Source organism: Rhizohabitans arisaemae (assembly GCF_025996515.1).
Lineage (GTDB): Bacteria > Actinomycetota > Actinomycetes > Streptosporangiales > Streptosporangiaceae > Rhizohabitans > Rhizohabitans arisaemae.
The window spans coordinates 26475-48580 of record NZ_BLRH01000035.1; the positions used below are offsets into that span (position 1 = coordinate 26475).

Consider the following 22106-nt stretch of genomic DNA (forward strand, 5'->3'; position numbering starts at 1 on the left):
GGCGCTGATCGTCGGCGAGGGTACGGTAGGCGATCTTACTGAGATGAGATCAGCTGAATTTTCCTCATGAGGTGGGTTTGTGGTGGTGCTGGCATGCTGAGCGGGCTCGACGAGGTGCGCTGGGAGCAGACCAAGCACAACCATGGCACCGGGGAGAACCTCCCGGATCTGCTTCGTGCGATGACGAAGCCGGGATCGGGTGCCGCTCGTGTTCAACTGCAGGACGAACTGTTTCATCAGGGCGGCTGGATCTGCTCGGCCGCGGTCGCCGCCGTACCCTTCCTGGTCGAGCTGGCCTCGTCACCCGGGATCGAGGGACGGGACGAGATCGTCGAACTGCTCGCGGATCTGGCTGGAGAAGCGCGCCGCCTCAAGGGGGAGAGGGTGCCGACGACCTGGCCTGAGGTGTGGGCGGCGGCCGTACCCCGACTGCTTGATCTGATCGACGACGCCGAGATCGGGCGGATCGCGGTGTATGCGCTGGCGGCCGGCGGCGCCCAGGTGCATCCCCGGCTGATGGCCGCGTTTCCCGGTGAATCCGATCCTGCCGCGCGGCTGGGGTTGGTGCTGGCGGTCGGTGAGCTCGCCGTCGAAGCCGCCGATGACGCACGCTCCTGGCTGCGGGATCTGCAGCGGCATGCCGACGCGCAGGTACGGCTGGCCGCCACGATCGCCCTGGGCCGGGTCGCCGAGGATCTCGATCTCGTGCTGGCTTCGCTGTCCGAGGGGGATCTGGCGGACTGGCGGAAGAGCCCCTGGGTCTTCGGTAGCCCCGACACCGTGGTGCTCATGGTCGACCGTGCGTTGAACGGGAACCTACCGGTTCGTATCCGGCTCGCTGTGGAGATGTTCGGCCACGAGGACCCCCTGTGCCGACAGGCGGCGATGCGGATCTGCACCGACCTGATGAGCGTTTCCCGTGGCGCGACCGTTGAACTTCTGCCGTTGGTGACCCGTTTTCTGGACAGCCCGGATGAGAAGCTCCGGGAGTACGCGACGCATCTCGTGGTCGCCTCCGGCCAGGCGAGGGCGCACGCCGATCGGCTCGCCTCGGCGATGGCCGATGAGGGACGGGTCGGCAGGATCGCGCTGTGGGGTCTGGCCTGGTCGGGGGACGAACGGGCGATTCCCGGCCTGATCGACTGCCTCTCGGAAAAGCAGCTAGGTTTCTCCCTTTTCAAGCATCACTATGGGAAATCCAGCTACATGTCCGATCCTCCGGGAGGACCGGAACTCTTCGGGCGGCTGGCCGGATGGGCTGACCTGCTGCTCCCGGCCCTCCGCCGTGGGCTGAGCCAAGCCGAGGGGAACGACCTGAAGCGGGCTTTGGCGCAGGTGCTGGCCGCCTGGGGACCCGCTGCGGCGCCCGCCGTACCCGAACTGATCGAGTTGCTTGACGGCGAAGCCCGTACCTGGGCGGTGGAGGCCCTCGGCGCCATCGGCCCGGCGGCGGCCCCCGCCGCACCCAAGCTTCGTGCCTTGCTTCTGTCGGCGGCGGACGACGGATTCCGGATCGACCTCGCCTGGGCACTGTGGCGGACAGTGGGCGAGGCAGGCCCGCTACTGGAGGTCACGAGGTCCCTGCTGGAGTCCACCGGTGAGTCGTGGGACTCCCGGGCGAAAGTGCCTCAAGTCTGCCGGCGGCTGGCGGACCTGGGTCCCGCCGCAGCGTGTCACGCGGCCTTGCTGCGCAAATTCCTGGACGGTCCTCCGACCTGGAGCCAAGTCGAGGCCGCATATGCGCTCTGGCGGTTGACCGGTGACTCCTTTCCGGTCCTCGTCGACGCCATCCGACCGCTTGCGACGGAGAGCGCCAAGCCCGTCATGCGCGCCGCAGCCCGCCACCTTGCCGAGATCGGCTCCCTCAACGCGGACACGGTCACGCTCCTTCTGCGAGTGTGCGCCCGGGACGAGCGGCTCGGCTACTTCGGCGGCTGGCGACCCTTCGATGAGGACGAGGAACTCCGTCGCCACCTCCGCCGAGCTCTGGCCGGCACGTACGATCAGATCAATGAGTCGATTCGGGATGAGATCTCCAAAAGCGTACGGCTCGGGGTGGCGCTGGCCCGGGAGGACTACCGGCAACTGGTCGTCGACGTGCTGGAAAGCTGGAGCCAGGAGCTCGATGACTCCGCCGAGCTCCACCGATACGCCGTAAAGGTTGTGCAGCGGGAACTCGCGCGCCACCTAGTGGAACAGATGGACTGGCCGGAGGTGACCGACTGCGATCGGCTCAGCCTGGCGTTGATCGAGCTCGCCATGGCGGGCATCGTCTCCCGTGAGATCTTCACATGCTGTTCGATCTGCGGGTACTCCGAGATCCGTGTACTCGTCGAGGAGCTTTCCGGAGCGCGGGGCTTCGTCTTCTACCACCGGAAGGACGCCGAACGGGCGGTGGAGACCGGGATCGTCTCGCTGAAGTACGGCGCCATGGATGGGAAGGACATCGTGCGCATTGGAGCGGAAATCGCTGAAGTACTCCGCCGCCGCGGCTTGGACGTGCGCTGGCGTGGTGATGCGGCCGACTTCATCAAGGTCGACCTGACCTGGCGGCGGCGCCGCTTCGGGAGACACGCGGTACACCCCGGGACCGTCGCTTCAGAGGCCGTGGCCGGGCCGTGGTTGAGGGCGGTCTTTTACGACCGGACACGGGAAGCCGACGGTGATTCGCTGCGTATGCGGGCCGAGGACTGCCGCGATCGGCACCGCTTTTGGAGACACGCGGTACTCCCCGGGATCGTTGGTTCAGAGGCCGAGGTCGGGCCGTGGTTGAGGGCGGTCTTTTACGACCGGAGGTGGGAAGCCGACGGTGATTCGCTGCGTATGCGGGCCGAGGACTGCCGCGATCAATTGCTCCGGCTGACACCCCGTGTCGGCAACTTCGCCGTTTTCGAAACCTCGGGCGACACTGTCCTTCAGTTCCGCTGGGAGGAAGGGTTGCGGCTCTGGGCGGAAACCCCGGACGTCACCGAGCGCTGCTCCTATGGTCGTCACGTCGACATCGACGAGGCCAGATCCTTGATCACGACCCTGGGCCACGAGGGCCGAGTCGGCCTTGCCGACCTCGGACCCCTGGAAACCGTGACCTGGGAGGGATGACCCCGGCGTAGACCCAGGTCGAGGACGGCCATGGTCGTCGCCGACACCAGAACGACGGACGACTGCAATTGCGGTGAGGTGCGTCAGGATCGGCTGACCTTCAGGATGCCGGGTGAGTGTTCGCCGCCGAAGCCGGTTGGTCGTCCGCTGGGGTGAGGAGGCGGAGTTTGCCGTCGGCGGTGGAGACCAGGACCTCGATGAGGCCGTCGCCGTCGAGGTCGGCGAGGACGGGGTTGGTGACGGCTGCGGGCAGCCGGTGTTCCCAGACGATCTCACCGTCCCGCAGGCAGAGGAGACGGCCGGTTCGCGTGCCGACGAGGAATTCGTCGCGGCCGTCGCCGTCGAGATCGCCGGCTGCGACGGCGCGCTGCGGGATCGTGGGGCCGGTGTCCAGTTCCCAGCGGACCGTTCCGGTGGCCGCGTCATAGGCGGTGAAGACACCGTCGCGGGAGACTGCGCCGAGCAGCCACGAACCGGCTTCGGGTGCGCGGGCGAGGGCGGATCTGCCGGGGAAGTAACACCAGAGCTCGGTGCCGACCCGCCAGATCGTGTGGCCGTCGAGGTCGATGAGCTCGATGCCGTGGATTCCGTCTGCCCTGAGCAGGGCCGTGGTCCCGCCGTCGGCTGCCGGGACGGCGACCGGTGTGGTGTACGCGGCCGTCCAGTCGTTCTCCGCCACGACTTTCCCGTCCTCCCGGTAGAGGCGGATCCGGCCGTGGTCGTCGGCGGCCACGAGCCAGTCGTCCCCGCCAAGCGGTACGACTCCGGGCTGGGACGGGTGCCCGCCGTGCCGGGAGTCGCCCCAGAGCGGCTTGCCGTCGGAGTCGTGTGCCGCGAGCGCTGCGGTGTGCACACCGGTGTGCATGTTGGTGAGCAGGCGAAACTCTTCGCCGTAGGGGATGAGCGCGAGTGCCGGGGGTGCGGGCGTTCCGATGACGGTTGCCGTGCCGCCCAGGGAGCCGGGCTCGCGATACACGGTCACCCCCGGCTGGTCGCGGTCCATGGTGGAAACCACAAGCCGCCGGATTCCCGCCACGTCCCGGTGCAGGGCGGGCATGGTTCCGCGAACCGACCACGAGGGCCGGCTTCGCCGGGAAGTCTCAACGATGGAGGGGCTTTTGGAGGATTGAGTTCCGTGACTCGTCCGTTCCGCGTGGACTCTTTGGCCTGTCTCCACGATGGACGGGCTTCGGGACGGCGGAGCTTCGGAGTGGTTTGTCGAAGCCTCCTCCATCACGGACGAGCTGCGGGAAAGCGCTCCTGGCAGGTCGATACCAGGTGGAAGGCCCACAATCACTCCACCGGCGAGGTCGACGACGATCTCGGGGCCGTGTTCCCGATTCCAGACGAGGGGCTGGCAGAACCGGCCTGAGGTTCGCACGGGATCGCCGATCGGGCGCAGGTCGGGTCCGCATCGGCTGACCAGGCCGTCCGCCGTGGTGAGGATGAGCTCCCCGTCGTGCCAGTCGGCCCGGGTGTATTCCGGTCCGGCGAGTCTGTGCAGCGCCCGGCCGTTCCACAGGTGGACGCCGTCGTCGCGCCGGACGAGGAGCCCCGGGGAACCCGCGGAGTCGCGTACCTCGACGGCGCTGCGCCGCTCGGCGTGGAAGTTCACGTGCTCGGGGAGCGGGGAGTCGCCGGAGAGCAGCAGTGCGGCGTCGTCGAGGGTGGCGAGCGTCTCCAGGGTGGTGCCGTCCACGATCTCCAGCACGCTCCGGCTCGCGGTCCGCCGGGCGGGCTCGCGGCTGACCACGAGCTCGGGCCGGCCGTCGCCGTTCAGGTCGTGACAGCCCCAGAAGTATCGTCCCGGCAGCGCGGCGCGGGCCCCGGAGACCAGGTCGCCGGACGCCGGGCCGGTGGAAAGGTCGAGCACCAGGGTGTGCCATTGCTCGTCCTGCCAGAGTCCGACGACGAGTTCAGGGCGCCCGGTGCCCTGCAGATCGGCGATCGAGGTGATCTGCGGTCGCAGTTCGCGGTGGTCCAGGGGCCAGTCCTTCTCCACGAAGTGCCCCCAGGCGCGCCGGAGCTCCCCGCCCGAGTGCGCGGTCACCGAGACGAACTCCTCGACCTGGCAGCTGACGAGGACCGCCCCGAGCTGTGACCCCTCGTCCAGGGCGACCGCCTGCAGAAGCCCGTACGGCCGGGCGCACGGGTAGTCGCCGGGGTCGGGCCGGTAGCGCGCGGTTCGCCGTACCGCACCCGTGTCGGTGTCCACGATCGCTTGGTAGAGGTGCCCGTCGTCACGCCCGAGCACCAGGGCCTCGGTGTCGTCGCGGGGGTACCCGGTGCCGCATCGGCTGGACAGCAGGATCTCCGGTTGGCCGCCCCCGGTCAGGTCGGCGACGACCAGGGTGGGCCCGAAGCCGGAGTCGTAGGCGTCGCCGTAGTCCACGTCCCACAGGACACCCGGCCGGTCGGGGTCGGAGAACTCGACGCATCGGCCGCGGGTCGAATAGGTCGGGAAGCAGACCCAGCGCAGGGCCCCGGGGTTCCCGAACACCTTGGAGCCGCCGGGTCCGGTGAGGTTGGCCTGGGCTTCGGTGCGCCACGTCCAGCTGATCGTCCCGGTGTCCAGGTCGAGCAGGGCGACCGTGCGCTCATCCGTGGTGACCAGGGCCTGCCAGGAGCCGGGGGTCCCGAACCGTCCGGCGTGGAGCACGCGGGTGACCCCGAGCGTGTCGGCGCGCCAGATCGGTGTGCCGTCCCATCGGGTCGTGGCGAGGGTGCCGCCTGCCTGGACCAGCAGGGCGTCGTCACCCCTGATCCGGACAGTGCGAGCGAACAGGACGTCTCCGCCGGTGTCGAGCGACCAGGTTTCCACGGGAGCACCGCGGTAGCCACCGGGCAGGTCCGCGCGGGCGAGGTTACGGCCGTCGCCGCGAGGAGCCCACCATTCGCCGCAGCGTGACATCGGCACCTCCATCTGTCCTATGACAGAGGTTACTTCTCCGCCGTCGCGCTGTCCAGGTCGCGGAAGTGTTGCCGGGCGCGTTCCAGGATGGCCCGCATGCACTGCTCGGCGAGCTGGGTGTCACGCGCCTCCAGAGCCAGTAACAGTGCCTGGTGCTGGGTGTTCGTCTCGGCGTGGGTGAGCCCGGCGGCCTCGGTGAGCTCACCGCCGCGGTGCCGCTCGGCGGTGAGCGCCTCGGCCAGCGCGTCCAGGATCGACTGGAAGAAACGGTTCCGCGAAGCATGGGCGATCTTGTCGTGGAAGGCCATGTCCAGCTCGACCCGGCGGGTCAGGTCGTCCTCGGCCTCGCTGAGCTGGGCCATGATGATGCGGAGTTCGGCGATCTCCTCCACCGTGGACCGAGTGGCGGCGAGCCCGGCGGCCTTGGTCTCGATGGCGAGCCGGAGTTCGAGAAGTTCGTCGATGGCGTCCTGGTCCACATCCACGGCGAGCCGGAAGTAGTCCTCCACGGCGACGGGGCGCAGGCTGCTGACCGTCGCGCGTTTGCCCTGGTGGGTCGCGACGACGCCCTGGTTGGCGAGGGTGCGGAGGGCGTCGCGGACCACTCGCTGGCTCACGCCGTACCGCGCGGCCAGGTCGGACTCGGAGGGCAGGGGATCGCCGTCGCCGAGGCCCTCGGTTTTGATCAGCTCCCTGAGCTGGTCGGCGATCTGTTTCCCGAGCGGTACCCGGGTGTGCCGCCACTGCCCTTCCGGTCCTGATGTCCCGGTCACACCGGTCACCCCTTTGAAGTTGGTCGTTGCCGAGCCGGCCTGCGGCCAGGACGCCTGGACGACAGCTTAGCGGTTTTCGAAAACCACACAGGACACAGGAGATATGACCTAGGGCCTAACCTGGGTTACATTGTCCGGCAATGAGTTGACATGTGGAGGTGTCATGCGAGTCACCGGTGTGCGGCAGTGGATCGCCGATTTCGGCTTCTACAACGCCATCTACCTCCGAATCGAGACCGACGAAGGGGTGGTGGGCGAGGCCGAGGTGGCGATGCGCCGCCGTACCAGGTCGGTCTCCGCTCTCATCGAGGAGCTCTCCGAGTATCTGATCGGACGGGATCCGACCCGGATCGAACAGCACGCCGAACGCATGTACCGGGACGCGTTCCTCGGCGGAACCCTGCTCACCATCGGAATCAGCGCGATCGACCAGGCGCTCTGGGACCTGAACGGCCGGGCTCTGGGTGTGCCCGTACACCGCCTGCTCGGCGGGAAGTTCCGGGATCGGGTGCCGGTCTACACCCACGCCAAGGCGGGCGGGTCGCCGGAGGAGATGGCGGCCGAGGTCCGCGATCGGGTGGATCGCGGCTTCAAAGCGGTCAAGACCACCCTTCCCGGTTTCTACGAGAAGGTGACGAGCGTTCGGCACGACCAGCCTGCGATGATCCCTGCTCGGCAGACCGAGACCGAGCTGCTCCCCACCGGGGTCTTCACGATGATCGCGGAGTACTTCGAGGCGACCAGGGAGGCGGTCGGCCCCGACGTCCACCTGATGCTCGACTGCCACGGACGGCTCAACGTGGCCAACGCCATCCGGCTGTGCGAGGCGCTGGAGCCGTACGGTCTGACCTTCATCGAGGAGCCGGTGCCGGCCGATCGGGTGGACTCGATGCTTGAGGTGAGCCGTCGCTCCACCACCCCGATCGCGGCCGGCGAACGGTGGGGCAACCACTTCGGCTCGGCCCCGTTCATCGGCGCGCACGCGGTCGCGGTGGTGCAGCCGGACGTCGGGATCTGCGGGGGGATCACCGCGGCTCGCAAGATCGCCACTTGCGCGGAGGTGCACGGGCTGTCCATCGCCTTCCACAATCCGTTCGGGCCGCTGCAGAGCGCGGCGACCTGGCACCTCGGCGCCACACTGCCGAACCTGCTGATCTCCGAATCGATGATCACGCCGACCCAGATGAGGTACTGGGAGAGATACACCGAGAATCCGCCGCGGGTGGAGAACGGGGAGTGGGTGGTCACCGACGAGCCCGGGTTGGGGACGCGGTTGCGGGTCGAGGAGATCGTCAAGCATCCGTTCAAGCCCGAACTCGACCAGGGCGGCACGCGATGACCGAGCCGTACCAGCTGATCATCCATTCCGGGCTGGTGGTCGACGGGTCGGGGAACCCCGGCTTCCACGCCGCCGTCGGCGTGCGCGGGGATCGCGTGTACGTGCTTCGCGGCGATGTGTCCGAAGTACCGGCCGAACGCCGGGTCGACGCCCGGGGCCAGGTCGTCGCACCGGGCTTCATCGACGCGCACTCCCACTCGGACCTGGTGCTGATGGTCGACCCGACGCTGGAGATGAAGGTCCGGCAGGGCGTGACGACCGAGATTCTCGGCGTGGACGGACTGTCCTACGCCCCGTTCGATGACCCTGCGGATTTGGTGCGTTTTGTACGGCTGAATGCGGGCATCGCCGGTCATCCGGAGATCGACTACTCCTGGCGGTCCGTGGCTGAACTGCTCGCTCGCTACGACGGCTCGGCCGCGGTCAACGTCGGGGTGTTCGTGGGCAACACCGCCCCGCGGATCAGTGCGCTCGGCTGGTCGGACGCCCCGGCCGACGCGGTCGCGCTCGATCGGATGTGCGGGACCGTCAGGGACGCGATGCGTGAAGGCGCGCTCGGCTTGTCGACGGGCCTGGACTATCCGCCGGGTTCCTATGCGGACACCGAGGAACTCGTCCGGCTTGCCAAGGAAGCCGCTCGATTCGGCGGGATTTACCACACCCACGTGCGGTACGCGCTGGGTGACACCTATCTCGACCCGTTCAAGGAGGCGCTGGAGATCGGCAGGAAGGCCGACATTCCTGTACAGCTAACTCATTTCTCCCGTTCGTCCAGGGCGACCTACACCGGCGGAGCGCAGCGGATGCTCGACCTGGTGGAGGACGCCCGCACCGAGGGATTGGACGTCACCTTCGACACCTATCCCTACGAGTGGGGCGGCACCCGGCTGGTCCGGTTGCTCCCGGGCTGGCTCCAGGCCGACGGACCGGATCCGCTTCAGGAGCGGCTCTCCGACCCGGCGCTGCGTGACCGGATCCGAGCCGAGCTCATGGACGGTGCGGCGGTCCGGCAGTATGCGGTGAGCCGGCCCTTCGCCGACGTGCGCATCGGCAACCTCACCGACCCGGCGGACCTGCGGTTCGAGGGCTGGAACCTCGCCGATGTCGTGGTCGAGCGAGGTGGGGATCTGACCGAGGTGCTGTGCGGTCTGGCCGTGGCCAATCCGGGCGCCACCTTCACCCGGCCCAGCCCGCACGCGATGACCCTGTGGAAGTTCGTCTGCCATCCGATGGGGATGATCGCCAGCGACTCGGTGCTCATCGGTGCCTATCCGAGTCCACGGGCATACGGGTGTTTCGCCCGGGTTCTCGGGGACTTCGTCCGTGAGGAGCGGCTGCTCTCGCTCCCCGAGGCGATCCGCAAGATGACCTCGTTCCCCGCGCAGCGGCACGGGCTCTCGGACCGGGGCCTGCTCCGGGACGGAATGAAGGCGGACCTGGTGGTCTTCGACCCGGCCACCGTACACGCGCCCGCCGCCTACGAACGGCCGCGGGAGCTCGCCCTGGGTATGTCCTATGTGGCGGTCAACGGACGGCTTGTCCTCGACGACGGGGTGCTGACCGGGGCGACACCGGGTCGTGCCCTGCTCGGCCCCGGCGCGGTTCGCTGACCTTCGGGCTGCCCCGCCTGGCGGGGCAGCCCCGGTCCGGGATCAGCGCTCGGCGAGCAGCCGGGTGAGGGTTTCGCGCTGGGCCGGGGTGAGCGGAAGCAGCGGCGCGCGGCTGTGGCCGCCCGGCAGACCGCGCATCTCCAGCATCTCCCGGTAGATGGCCAGGTCGTTGACCGGCCCGAGGGGCTGCCGGGTGTAGAGGTACTTGATCGGCAGGATGCGCTCCCAGGCAGCCCGGGCGGCGGGCAGGTCTCCGCGCTGTACGGCGTTCCAGAGGGTGATCGCGTCGGGGGTGACCACGTTGAGGATGCCGCTCACCCAGCCGTGCGCACCGCCGGCCATGCCCTCCAGCGGCGCCATGAAGCTGCCGTAGAAAACCCGGAAGTCCTCGTCCGTGGCGTTACGTGCCTCATGGACCTGGTGCACGGTCGGAAACGTGCTCTTCACCGCGTGCGCGACGCCCTCCTGCCGCAGGATGCCGAGGTCGGCGGCGGTCAGCGGCTCGGTCCCGGAGTTGGTCGGGTTGTTGTAGACCATGATCGGGATTTCGGCCGCCCGGCCGACCGCCCGGAAGTGGGCCATCACCTCCTCGCGGTGGGGGCGCTGATAGTAGGGCAGGATCACGATCGCGCCGGAGGCGCCGGCCTCGGCGGCGTCCCGGGTCAGCCGGATCGTCTCGGCGGTGCCGAAGGCCCCGGTGCCGGCGATGATCGGAACACGGCCCGCCGCGGTCTTCACGGCCAGCTCGAAGAGTCGGCGCCGCTCCTCGCCGGAGAGCGAGATGAATTCACCGGTGGTGCCCGCCACGACCAGGCCGTGCGCGCCCTCCCCGATCAGCCGGTCCAGGTTTGCGGCGGTGGCGTCCTCGTCGAGCCCGCCGTCCGCGTCGAACATCGTCAGGGCGGCGGGGAAGATCCCGCCCCAGGTGGTGGTGGGTTGCATGACCGTCCTCTCGTACGTGAGAGGTAATGTAACACCTATGTCCTAAGTCAGGGGTCTTGACGCCCGGTCCGGGCCACGCCTAGTCTCTGCGCTACCACACGGGACGCCAAGGAGGCGGGATGCGACGCACGACAACGCTTTTCGGGGTCTCTGTACTGGTCGGTGCGTCCGCGCTGGCCGGTTGCGGTGGCTCTCGATCCGGATCCGAATCCGGGGCGGGGAACTCCGCGCCTGCCGTCGCCGAGATCACCATGCTCCAACCGGAGCCGAGTCAGGGCCTCGACCCCAATCTGGCCGCCTCGGATGCCTCACGCATCCCGATGGCGATGATGTATGAAACCCTCACCGAACGTGACGCCTCCGGCAAACTCATCGGCGCGCTCGCCGAGAAGTGGGAGTCGTCGCCGGACGGCAAGACCTATACGTTCACCCTCCGGGACAAGGCCGCGTTCAGCGACGGCACCCCGATCACCGCGGAGGACGTCAAGTTCTCCTTCGACCGGATGAAGGCCGGGGAGGTGATGAAGGGCCTGCTCTCCACGCTGACCGGAGTCGAGGTGGTGGACCCGAAGACGATCCGGTTCACCCTCGCCAAGCCGTCGAGTGTCTTCCCCGAGACGGTGGGACGCCCGGGCAGCGCCGGGATCCTGTCGAAGAAGGCGGTGGAGGCGAAGTCCGACTACTTCGTGCAGCCGACGGCCACTTCGGGGCCGTGGCAGCTCACCTCGTACATCCCTAAGGGGAGTGCGACCTTCGAGGTCAACCCGGGATACCCGACCCCGCCCAAGATCGCCAAGATCAAGTACACGTTCTCCGAGGACCCCGCGGGGCACGCCGCCGCGCTGGAGAGCGGCTCGGGGGACATCGCCAACATCGGATACGTCGACGCCGAGCGACTCAAGGCCGGCGGTGTGGTGCAGGTGCTCCAGTCCGACGCGCTCGCCCCGCTCTTCTGGGGATGGGATCGTTCCAAGCCTCCGTTCTCGGACAAGAAGGTGCGTCAGGCGATCGCCTTCGCGGTCGACCGCGAGAGCCGGCAGACCGCCTGCTGGTCGGGTACCGGCGGCATCACCTACGGGAACATCCTGCGCCCATGGGATCCGAACTACACCGAGATCAACGCCTACCGGACCGCGAGCCGTCAGGAGTCGGTGGCCAAGGCCAAGGCGCTGCTCACCGAGGCCGGTTGGGTGGAGGGCGCCGCCGGAGCCCGGACCGCCAAGGGGGTCTCGGGGATGGCGGACGGAGCCCCGTTCAAGGTCACGGTGCCGTATGAGTCCAACTGGCCCGCCGCCGGCTGCCACGTCCAGGTGCTTCAGCAGAACCTGAAGGAGATCGGCGTCGAGGTGACGCCGGAGAAGTACGATCCGGCGGCCTACTGGGGGGATGCGGCCAAGGGCAAGTTCGCCATGTACCACGGGGGCGCCGGTGCCAGTGGCTCCGCCGATCTGTACCAGAACTGGTTCCACAGCAAGGGCTCCCTCACCGCACTGACCACCCATCTGGACGATAAGTCCATCGATGCGAAGATTGACGACGCGCTCGCCGCCACCAGTCCGGAGGGGGCCGGCGCGATCTTCAAGGAGTTGGAACAGTGGCAGGCGGATGAGCTGCCGATGCTCGTGATCGGCTACCAGTGGCCGCAGGTGGCGGTCGGCAAGCGGGTGAAGAACTTCACCGCACCGCTGGACGCCGACTCCGCCAACCTGGTCCGGGCCGAAGTCGGCTGATCGCACCGCCGTCGCGGCTGACCGATCGGCGGTGGTCGTTCCCGGCGACCACCGCCGATCGCGGAAAGGAAGGTGGGCGATGCTCAGGTACGCACTCAGCAGAGTCCTGCTCGCGTTACCCCTGCTCTTCGGGCTGTCCGTGCTCTCGTTCATCTACGTCCGCCTGATTCCCGGCGATCCGATCGTCGCGATGCTCGGGGTGAACGGCAATCCCGCCCTGGTGGCCCGACTGCGGGAGCAGTTCGGCCTGGATCGCCCGTTGCTCAGCCAGTACGGAGAGTGGATCACCGGGGTCGCCCGGGGGGATCTGGGCGTCTCCTTCCGCTCGCAGATGCCGATCAGCACGATCATCGTGGATCGGATCCCGGCCACCCTTCAGCTGGCCGGTGCCGCCCTGCTCGTCTCCTTGCTGATCGCGATCCCGGCAGGGGTGGCCGCGGGGATGCGACCGGGCTCCCGGCTCGACTCCTTGATCACCTCCGCCACCCTGTTCGGGCTCGCCGTACCGGCGTTCTTCCTGGGCACGCTGCTGATGCTGGTCTTCGCGGTGAATCTGCGGCTGGTGCCGTCACAGGGATATGTGCCGTTCGCCGACGACCCGATGCAGAGCCTGCGGCTGACGCTCCTGCCCGCGGTGACGCTGGGGCTGGCCATCAGCCCCTACCTGGCACGTCTGACCAGATCGGCGGTGGTGGAGACGATTCAGGAGTCGTTCGTCCCGTTCGCGCAGGCGAAGGGCCTCACACCAAGGAAGATCTCCATGGGATACGTGCTGCGCAACGCGCTGCCCTCCCTCGTCGCCGCCCTCGGGGTGACGGTCGCCTCGCTGATCGCCGGATCGATCGTGGTCGAGGCGCTGTTCAACTGGCCGGGCATGGGACGGCTGGTGGCCAGCGCGGTGGTCGAACGGGATTACGCGATGATCGAGGCCTTGCTGCTTATCTACGGTGGCCTCTTCATCACGGTCAACCTCGTCTGCGAGCTGGTCCAGAGCGTGCTCGACCCCCGGGTCAGGCTGACGTGACCGCCAAGACCATGGTCGTGACGACCGCACCCAAGGCGGCGGTCCGCCGCCGGATGCCGCTGCGCACCGCCATCGGCTCGGGACTCGGCCTCCTTGTGGTCCTCACCGTGGCGATCGGTCCCTGGGTGATCGGCAAGGACCCGTACGCCATCGACATCGCCAACCGCTTCGCCGGTCCGAGCGCGGAACACTGGCTGGGCACCGACGAACTCGGCCGGGACGTGGCGAGCCGGATCGCCTCCGGAGCGCGGGCGACCGCGTTGATCGCATTGGGCGCGGTCGGCATCGCCACCGCCGTCGCGATCCCGCTGGGCTTGCTCACCGGGTTCCTCGGCGGCTGGGTGGATCTCGTGGTGACCCGGGTGGTCGACCTGTTCCTGGCGATTCCCTCGCTCCTGGTGGCCATCGGGGTGGTCGGCGTCTTCGGTGCCTCGGTGACCACGACCGTGCTGGCGCTCGGCCTCTCGTACTGGCCGTTCTACACCCGGCTCATCCGATCCGCCGTGGTGGGCATCCGATCCAGGGCCTACATCGACGCGGCCCGGGTCCTCGGCGCCTCACGGTGGCGGGTGATCCGCACCGAGATCCTCACCGGCCTGGCCCCGCTCGTCCTGCTGCAGACGACGGTGCTGCTCGGCTTCGCCGTCCTCGACGAGGCGGCGCTGGGGTTCCTCGGACTCGGCGTGCAGCCGCCCCAGGCCTCCTGGGGTTCACGCCTGGCCGAGAGCCGGGAGTTCATTCTGGCCCAGCCCGAGCTGGCCCTGGTCGCGGGCGTCCCCATCGTCGTCGCGGTCTTCGCCGTGAACCTGCTCTCCGATGCGCTGCGCGATCGGCTCGACGCCAGGAGGATCAGTTGACGCCGCTCGATGAAACGGGGGGCACCGTTCTCGAAGTGCGGGACCTCGCCGTGGAGTTCCCCTTGACCGGAAGCGTGGTGCGAGCCGTCGACGGGGTCGACCTGGACGTCGCCGCCGGAGAGATCGTGGGTGTGGTCGGCGAGTCCGGCAGCGGCAAGAGCGTGACCATGCTGGCCCTGCTCGGCCTGGTACACCGCCCCGGTCGGATCGTGGGCGGTTCGGTACGGCTGCGCGGCACCGAGCTTGCCGGACTGGGGCCACGCGAGCTGGCTCGGCTACGAGGCCGGCGGATGGCGCTCATCCCGTCGGACGCGGGTGCGGCGCTGAACCCGGTCACCCGGATCGGGGCCCAAGTCGACGAGGGGCTCGCCCGGCACCTGCCCGAGCTGCCACGGGCCGAGCGGCAGGGCCGGATCCTGGACATCCTCCGGCGGGTCGGGCTGCCCCGGCCGGACACACAGGTGCGGCGCTATCCGCACGAGCTCTCCGGCGGCATGCAGCAGCGGGTGGCGGTGGCGATGGGGGTCCAGCTCGGGCCGGACCTGCTGATCGCCGACGAGCCGACCACCGCGCTGGACGTGACGATTCAGGCACAGATCCTCCGTCTGCTGCTCGACGTACGGGAGGAGTCCGGGACCGCCATCCTGTTCGTCACCCACGACATGACCGCGGTGGCCGAGATCTGCGATCGGGTGCTGGTGATGTACGCGGGCCAGATCGTGGAGTCCGGCTCCGTCGCCGAGGTCTGCGCGGCCCCCGGCCATCCGTACACGAAGGCCCTGCTCGATGCCATACCGCCGCTGGGCGGTGAACCCCCCGAGGAACTCACCACGATTCCCGGTGCTCCGCCCGATCCACGGGCCTGGCCCGTCGGCTGCCGGTTCGCCGAGCGCTGCCCGTTGCGTCGGCGGCTGGGTGACCCGGCCGAGTGCACCTCGGTCGCCCCGGCCATGGCCACCCTCGATTCCCGCGGTTCGGCCGGGCGGCGCAGCCGATGCCACTTCCCGGATGCTTTGGTGGAGGCGGTAGGAGGGCTGGTTCGATGATCGGAGAGCTTCCGTTTCCGGTGCCTGGGTTCGGTCACGGGCCTGGGAGAGGTTGGCGTTCGGTTCCCCAAACCGTCGTGAGCTCAGCCATCTGTGCCGTGGGGGGTGCTGCCCCCTGCGCTGTCGAGGGTGCCGCTCTCAGCGATCGTCACGTTGGGCCGTCGGGTTTGTGCAATGCCGAGGGGGTGGGTCGATGAGCGGGATACCGCTGTTGTCGGTGCGCGGGCTTGGCAAGGAGTTCCGGGAACGGGGATTCGGCTCCGGCCGCTCGGTGGTCCGGGCGGTCGACGACGTCTCGTTCGACATCCATCAGGGCGAGACGCTCGGGCTGGTGGGGGAGAGCGGTTCGGGGAAGACGACGATCGGGCGGATGATCGTACGGCTGGAGGAGCCGACCTCCGGCCGGATCGAGCTACGCGGCGAGGATCTCCGCGACCTGTCCGGCCGGCGGTTGATGGAGTTCCGCCGTGACGTACAGATGATCTTCCAGAACACGCAGAACGCGTTCAATCCGCGGCGGTCGATTCGCTCTGTGCTCTCCGACCCGTATGAGATCCACCGTCTCGCCGCCGGACGGGAGCTGGAGGAGCGCATCGGCGAGTTGATGCGCCGCGTCGGCCTCACCCCCGAGATGCTCGACCGCTATCCGCAGCAGTTCAGCGGTGGGCAACGGCAGCGTATCGGCATCGCCCGCGCGCTTGCCTTGCAGCCGTCGCTTGTGATCGCCGACGAGCCGGTCTCCGGGTTGGACGTCTCGGTGCAGGCTCAGGTGCTCAACCTGTTCGCCGGACTGCGGCGCGAGCTCGGCCTGGCCATGCTGTTCATCAGCCACGACCTACGCGCGGTGTACTTCCTCTGCGAGCGGATCGCGGTGATGTACCTCGGCCGCCTGGTGGAGATCGGACCCCGGCGCAGGCTGCTGGAGAACCCGGTGCACCCGTACACGCGTGCCTTGGTCGGCTCCATCCCGGCCTTCCAGCCGGGTGGCGGTTTCACCCGGACGGTGATCCAGGGTGAGATCTCCGACTCGGAGCCGACGGCGACCGGCTGCCATTTCGCACCTCGATGCGCGCTCTGGCGTGAGCTGGGCCGTCCCGAACGCTGCCGTGAAGCACGACCCCCGCTCAGTCCGGCGCCCGGCGGCGGAATGGCCGCTTGCCACTTCGCCGACGTCCCAGGGTCTCAAGCCGCTGAGTTCGGTGACGCGGCGCCGGGCGCACATTCGGCCGTTGGCCCGGTGAACCTGGCCGCCCGGTTGCCGGGAGGGTCGGGATGAGCGATGTCCGGGTCGAGCCGACGACCCATTCCGCGGTCGGTGACGACATCGTGTTCACCCGGACCGTCGATTGTCTGGTTAGTCCGGCTAGGTCGGTTGGCGGGAGGAAGCCGGTGGGTCGCTGGTCAGGCTGGGTCGGTGACCGTGGAATGCCGCCGGTTGGGGGTGGCTCGGCGCTGAGTTGGGTGGGCTGCGCTTCGGCTGAGTTCGGATGGGTTGGGTCGCCGCACGCCGCTGTGTCCGGAGCCGCCTCCGGGGTGAGTGCTGCCTGCCGGTTGTCGGAGCGGGCAGATGAGTGCTTTCGAAGTTCGCCGCCCCGACGGCGACGTTCGGGAAACGGGCCGGTCGGTTCGATGGGGGGCCGATCGGCTTCCGTAGGTGATGACGCCGCTGTGTTCGCACGCCGTACGTGCGGTTTGGACGGCACGCCGGTAAGTGCGGCGGCCTGGGCTTGTGGAGGGTTCGAATGAGGATCGGGTGGATCGGCACGGGGCTGATGGGCGAGCCGATGGCGGCCCGGCTGCTCGCGGCCGGGTATCGGGTGGCCGTGCACAATCGCACCCGCGCCAAGGCCGAGCCGCTGCTCGACCAGGGGGCGGAGTGGGCCGGGTCGATCGCCGAGGCGGCTCGGGAACGTGACCTGGTCGTCACGATGTTGCCGTTTCCCGCCGACGTCGAGACGGCGTACCTGGGGCCGGACGGGATTTTCGCCGCCGCCTCGCCGGGCACCGTCGCGGTGGACATGTCCACCTCGTCGCCCGAACTGGCCCGCCGGCTGGGCGGTCACGGCCAGGTCCTGGACGCACCGGTAAGCGGCGGCCCGGCCGGGGCACGCAGTGGTGGGCTCTCCGTCTTCGTCGGCGGGGATATCGGCGCGTTCGAGCGGGTCAGATCGGTCCTGGAGGTGCTCGGCACGACGATCGTGCACCACGGACCGGCCGGTTCCGGGCAGGCGGCCAAGCTGATCAACCAGGCCCTGGTGGCGAACGTGACGCTCGGCGTCTGTGAGGCGTTCGCCGCGGCCGAAGCCGTGGGCCTCGACCCGGCCCGGGTACGCGAGTCGCTGCGGGTCGGGGTCGCCGGTTCCCCGTTGCTCGACTTCGCCTGGACGCGGCTGAGCGAGCAGGATCTGGAGCCCGGATTCAAGATCGAACATCTCGCCAAGGATCTCGGACTCGCGCTCGGCGAGGTCGGTGACGCACGCGAACTGCCGGGGACGCGTCTCGTCCTGGATCTGTGCCGGGCCGTCGCCGACGCGCACGGCGGAGACCGCGGCACCCAGGCTCTCATCACGCAAACCATGCCGACCGCGCACACCGAAGGACACCGATGAAGCTGACCCTGACCGGCCGGTACTACCGGCTGTACCCGTCGTTCGAAAACCCGCTCGGACACGCGGAGGAGCAGCTTGAGCTCGACCCGGCACGGACCGGGTTCCTCGTCGTGGACGCCTACGGCAAGGGGTTCGACGACGACGCCGAGAACCCCGATCTCACCGGGATCTACACCCCGGACCCGACGATCAAGAAGATCGTGACGGAGCACATCGTCCCGGCGCGGGATGCGGCACGGCAGGCCGGGCTGCAGGTCGTCTACCTCACCAACCACCTTTCGCCGGGGTTGAACGACCGCAACACCTGGCGCAACCTCTCGCAGCGGGTCTGCGATGTGGACGTGCTGGACGCCTGGCAGGAGCCCAACGACATCCTCGCCTTCTCCGATGTGATCGCCCCCGGTCAGGGGGAGCCGTTGATCCGCAAACAGATGTACAGCGGTTTCTTCGAGACGACGCTCGACTCCACCCTGCGTTCGCGGGACATCACCGACCTGGTCGTGGTCGGCTTCGACACCCGGGTCTGTCTCGGGAACACGGTGACCGAGGCGATGTACCGGGGGTACCGGGTGATCGTCCTGCGCGACTGCGTCCGTACCTTCGAGTATCCGGAGACCCGGGAGGGCGAGCTCGCCAACCTGATCGCGATCCGGTACATCGAGTCCAACGTCGGATACACCGCCACCTCGACGGAGTTTGCGGCGGCCTGTGCGAGGCTGGCGGGCGCTCATGACGGGAACTGACCGCGTGATCGTCGACTGCCACGTCCACGTGGGACTCACCAAGTTCCGGCCGGTGGAGGACTATCTCCACGCCATGCGGACCCACGGTGTCACCCGTGCCGTACTCGTTCAGCATCTCGGCAACCCCGACAACGACTACCTGGAGCGCTGTGTCCAGGAGTATCCGGAGCTGTTCACCGGAGTCGGGCTGGTGGATGCCGGAGACCGGGACGCGCCACGGCAGATCGAGAAACTCGCCGGGCGTGCCGTCCTGGGCGGGGTACGGCTGCCGCCGACCGCACCTGCGGATGTGTGGAAGGCGATGGACACCCACCGGCTCGTCGCCAGTGTCACCGGGCCGTTCGACGCCGTGGCCGACGACGCGTTCCTGGGCGTCGTCGACCGGTATCCGGGAGTGCATTTCCGGTTCGAGCACCTCGGCTGGCTGAGACTCGCCGACGACCCCGAACCGTATCGCGGCTTTCAGCGGTTCCTCCGGCTGGCGACCCGCCCGAACACCTCCGCCACCTGGTCCGGGTTCTTCCACAACGCCGCGACCGCCTACCCCTACCCGGACGCGGAGCCGTACCTGCGCATGTCCTTGGCGGCGTTCGGCGCGGAACGCCTGATGTGGAGCGGGGACTGGAACCGCGAAGGCGGCACCGACGCCACCTACACCGACGCCATCAGCCATGTCACCGACCACATGCCCTTCCTGTCCGCCCGGGAACGGGAGTTCGTGCTGGGTCGCAGTGCCGACGAGTTGTTCGGGAGGAGACTGTGAGCCGTTGTCCCGGTCCTGGTAGGGCGGCGTGTGCTGAGCGTGAGTTCGCACCGGCTTACGGCATCGAGAACATTTGCGGGAGGGAATCATGAACGGTGTCGGTATCGGCATTCTCGGACCGGGGGCGATCGGTGGCTTTCACGCTCGGGCCATTCGCGCGGCCGGTGGCCGGATCGTCGCGGTGGCCGGGCCCAAGCCCGACGAGAACACCGAATTTGCGACGGAGTACGACATCCCGAGGTCGTACACGAGCACGGAGGAGTTGCTCGCCGACGACGAGGTGGGTGCGGTCGTCGTCGCGGCGCCCAGCCCGGTGCACGCCGAGTTGACGGTCGCCGCGCTCAGAGCCGGGCGGGATGTGCTGTGCGAGATCCCGGTCGGGGTGTCACTGGCCGAAGCCGAGCTGGTGGCGCGGACCGCCGAGGAGACAGGGCGGGTCGCCGGGATGGGCCACACCCTGCGGTACTGGGCGCCGCATCTGGAGGTCAGAGCGCGGGTCGAACGCGGTGAACTGCGCCTGCGCCATGTGATCGCCCGGTCCTTGCAGTTGCGGCAGACCAACATGGGGTGGACCGGCCGGGCCCGGGACTGGACCGACAGCGTGCTCTGGCACCACGGCGCCCATCTCGTCGACGCGGCGCTGTGGCTGCTCGACGCCGCAGAGGTGGACACGCGGGGCCGATGCGGGCCGGTCTGGCCGGGCAGCGGCACGCCGATGGACGTCGCCGCGGTGCTGGTCACCCCGACCGGTGACCTGGCGACGCTCTCCCTCTCCTACCACTCCAGGGAGCCGATCAGCGACTACGTGCTGATCGCCGAAGACACGACTCTGCACATCAAAGACGGCCGCCTGTACGGGCCCGACGGCGTGATCGTCGACTCGCCCGGTGTGGCGGCCACCCAGGACGCGGCGATCGAGGCGCAGGACGCTGATTTCCTCGCCGCCGTTGCCGAGGGCCGCTCTCCGCGATGCACGGTGGCAGACGTGCTGCCGGCCATGCGGGTGCTGGACGCCTTGGCGAACGCCCCCTAAGAAAGCAGAGAAGGAGTCCGTATGGGCCGACTCTTTGTCCGACTCCTCATGTGCCTGATGCCGATCACGGTGCTCACCGTGGTCGGCGTCCCACCCGCGGCGGCGAGCCCGCCCGCCGTGGGCAACGTCATCGTCCTCTCCGGCGGCACCGTGCTGCCCGTCTACAAGGTCACCGGCAGCGCGACCGTGAGCGCCGTCGGGTTCCAGCTCACCGGCGGCACCCTGCGTGCCGTCGACCAGTCCGGCACCTCGCTCTGGACGGCGAGCACGACCGGTTACGGTCCGTACGGCGGCTTCGACTATGACAGCGACGGTTGGCCCGATATCTACGTCGTGGTCGCCACCCCGACCGGCACGACGTGCGGAACCACCCCGGTCCACAACACCACCTTGCACTTCTACAGCGGGCGGACCGGGGCACGGCAGACCCCGCTCAGCCCCATGGCCGACATCTGCTGGACCTTCGGCAGCACGAGCTACCCCACCCGTCAGTGGACCGAGAACGGCGTGATGTGGGGCGGCAGCACCAACAAGATCGCGGTCTCGCCCTACTATCCGAACACCTCGTGGTTCCTCGGCTTCAGCGGGAGCTCCTTCACCACCGACGGGGCGCTGTACTTCCCGTCCACCTCGTCCTATGACGCCACATACACGAACGCCCTCGCCAACACCTATCCGACCGGCACGAAGTACATCACCAACTCCCACGTCGCCAACGGGCTGATCGTCAACGTGGCGGGCCAGCGGCGGCTGGTGTTCTGGACCTCCGGCCGGGTCGTCCAGTACGCCGTCGGGCCGCTGAGCGCGAGCCAGCTCGTCGCCGATCGGCCGTACCTCACCGGCGGTCGCACCGACATCGCCGGGCGCAACTACGGAGTCGTCGCCGTCGACCCCGGAAATCCCGACAAGGTGGTGCTGATCTCTGGAACCAGCAACTACTCCCTCTACAAGGACCGGCTCTCCGGCACCATGACCCGCGATCCGTGGGGCGGAATCGAGCGGCACGTCTCGGTCTACAGCCTTGGTGCGAACACCGTCGACGACCGGTTCTACTCGTACGCGCACGACAACAGCGACGGCAACAAGTACGTGAACCGGGTGTCCTACCCGGCGAACCCGATCGTCCGCACCGGCGGCACCTCGCGGATCGCGTACAACGTCTACAGCGGCGGGCGCTGGTACCTGCACATTTCCAACCCGGGTGCCACCACCGACCGATACACCATCAAAGACCTGTTCCTCTGGGACATCGCCGACGTCGACGGGGACGGGGTGGACGACTGGCTCACCTCACCCACCCGGCATGCCCACGAGCCGGACGTACCCGGCTACTACTTCCCCAAGTGGCAGACGAACATGTACCACTGGAACGAGGCCACGGAATCGCTGACCAACTTCCGGACCGAGGTCGGCTACATCCCCCACTTCCAGGAGACCTTCACCAGGTCCGCCGCCACCGCGAGCGACGGCTACCTGACCCCGGCCCAGACCTACATGGACAACGGCACCCTCAAACTCATGATGATCGACAGCACCGGCACCGTCTCACCCCGCTGACCCCGGACCCCGAGTAGCCACGAATCACTCCAGGTCGCTCCGCCGAGGGGCCTGCGCCGGTACGGCCAAG

16 protein-coding genes are annotated in these 22106 nt (G+C 68.7%); 13 read left to right on the plus strand and 3 right to left on the minus strand.

What is annotated here, in order from left to right:
- Positions 1-93 precede the first annotated feature (93 nt).
- The gene (locus RUR_RS22345) at positions 94-3099 is read left to right on the plus strand and encodes a HEAT repeat domain-containing protein (RefSeq protein ID WP_283137105.1); all 3006 of its coding nucleotides are present in this window, start codon (positions 94-96) and stop codon (positions 3097-3099) included.
- 100 nt (positions 3100-3199) lie between these two features.
- Here RUR_RS22345 and RUR_RS22350 read toward each other — a convergent pair whose 3' ends face one another.
- Positions 3200-6010 (minus strand): outer membrane protein assembly factor BamB family protein, encoded by a 2811-nt coding sequence (locus RUR_RS22350; protein WP_283137106.1) that lies wholly within the window; start codon positions 6008-6010, stop codon positions 3200-3202.
- A 29-nt stretch (positions 6011-6039) separates the two neighbouring features.
- A complete protein-coding gene (locus RUR_RS22355; protein WP_283137107.1) occupies positions 6040-6783 on the minus strand; it encodes a FadR/GntR family transcriptional regulator in 744 nt (247 codons plus the stop codon).
- 163 nt (positions 6784-6946) lie between these two features.
- Here RUR_RS22355 and RUR_RS22360 point away from each other — a divergent pair, with 163 nt between their 5' ends.
- Positions 6947-8122 (plus strand): mandelate racemase/muconate lactonizing enzyme family protein, encoded by a 1176-nt coding sequence (locus RUR_RS22360; RefSeq protein ID WP_283137108.1) that lies wholly within the window; start codon positions 6947-6949, stop codon positions 8120-8122.
- Positions 8119-9732: an N-acyl-D-amino-acid deacylase family protein gene (locus tag RUR_RS22365; protein WP_283137109.1), complete on the plus strand. Its 1614-nt coding sequence runs from the start codon at positions 8119-8121 to the stop codon at positions 9730-9732. Before RUR_RS22360 ends, RUR_RS22365 begins: the two co-directional genes overlap by 4 nt.
- Before the next feature lie 42 nt (positions 9733-9774).
- Here RUR_RS22365 and RUR_RS22370 read toward each other — a convergent pair whose 3' ends face one another.
- Positions 9775-10674, minus strand: a complete 900-nt coding sequence (locus tag RUR_RS22370; RefSeq protein WP_283137110.1) for a dihydrodipicolinate synthase family protein — start codon at positions 10672-10674, stop codon at positions 9775-9777.
- Between the two features lie 119 nt (positions 10675-10793).
- Here RUR_RS22370 and RUR_RS22375 point away from each other — a divergent pair, with 119 nt between their 5' ends.
- The 10 genes from RUR_RS22375 (at position 10794) to RUR_RS22420 (ending at position 22036) form a co-directional block, all read left to right on the plus strand.
- Positions 10794-12404, plus strand: coding sequence for an ABC transporter substrate-binding protein (locus RUR_RS22375; protein WP_283137111.1), 1611 nt, complete (start codon positions 10794-10796; stop codon positions 12402-12404).
- Between the two features lie 79 nt (positions 12405-12483).
- Positions 12484-13428, plus strand: coding sequence for an ABC transporter permease (locus tag RUR_RS22380; protein WP_283137112.1), 945 nt, complete (start codon positions 12484-12486; stop codon positions 13426-13428).
- The gene (locus RUR_RS22385; RefSeq protein ID WP_283137113.1) at positions 13425-14285 is read left to right on the plus strand and encodes an ABC transporter permease; all 861 of its coding nucleotides are present in this window, start codon (positions 13425-13427) and stop codon (positions 14283-14285) included. The genes RUR_RS22380 and RUR_RS22385 overlap by 4 nt, the downstream gene beginning before the upstream one ends.
- Positions 14282-15331, plus strand: coding sequence for an ABC transporter ATP-binding protein (locus tag RUR_RS22390; RefSeq protein ID WP_283137114.1), 1050 nt, complete (start codon positions 14282-14284; stop codon positions 15329-15331). Before RUR_RS22385 ends, RUR_RS22390 begins: the two co-directional genes overlap by 4 nt.
- Before the next feature lie 193 nt (positions 15332-15524).
- Entirely contained in the window at positions 15525-16607 is a 1083-nt protein-coding gene (locus RUR_RS22395; RefSeq protein ID WP_283137115.1) for an ABC transporter ATP-binding protein, read from the plus strand.
- A 466-nt stretch (positions 16608-17073) separates the two neighbouring features.
- On the plus strand, positions 17074-17940 hold the full coding sequence (locus tag RUR_RS22400) for an NAD(P)-dependent oxidoreductase (protein ID WP_283137116.1): 867 nt from the start codon (positions 17074-17076) through the stop codon (positions 17938-17940).
- Positions 17937-18683, plus strand: a complete 747-nt coding sequence (locus RUR_RS22405; RefSeq protein ID WP_283137117.1) for a cysteine hydrolase family protein — start codon at positions 17937-17939, stop codon at positions 18681-18683. Before RUR_RS22400 ends, RUR_RS22405 begins: the two co-directional genes overlap by 4 nt.
- Entirely contained in the window at positions 18670-19446 is a 777-nt protein-coding gene (locus RUR_RS22410; RefSeq protein ID WP_283137118.1) for an amidohydrolase family protein, read from the plus strand. The genes RUR_RS22405 and RUR_RS22410 overlap by 14 nt, the downstream gene beginning before the upstream one ends.
- A gap of 88 nt (positions 19447-19534) precedes the next feature.
- A complete protein-coding gene (locus RUR_RS22415; RefSeq protein ID WP_283137119.1) occupies positions 19535-20479 on the plus strand; it encodes a Gfo/Idh/MocA family protein in 945 nt (314 codons plus the stop codon).
- Between the two features lie 21 nt (positions 20480-20500).
- Entirely contained in the window at positions 20501-22036 is a 1536-nt protein-coding gene (locus tag RUR_RS22420; RefSeq protein WP_283137120.1) for a hypothetical protein, read from the plus strand.
- The last annotated feature ends 70 nt before the right edge of the window (positions 22037-22106 follow it).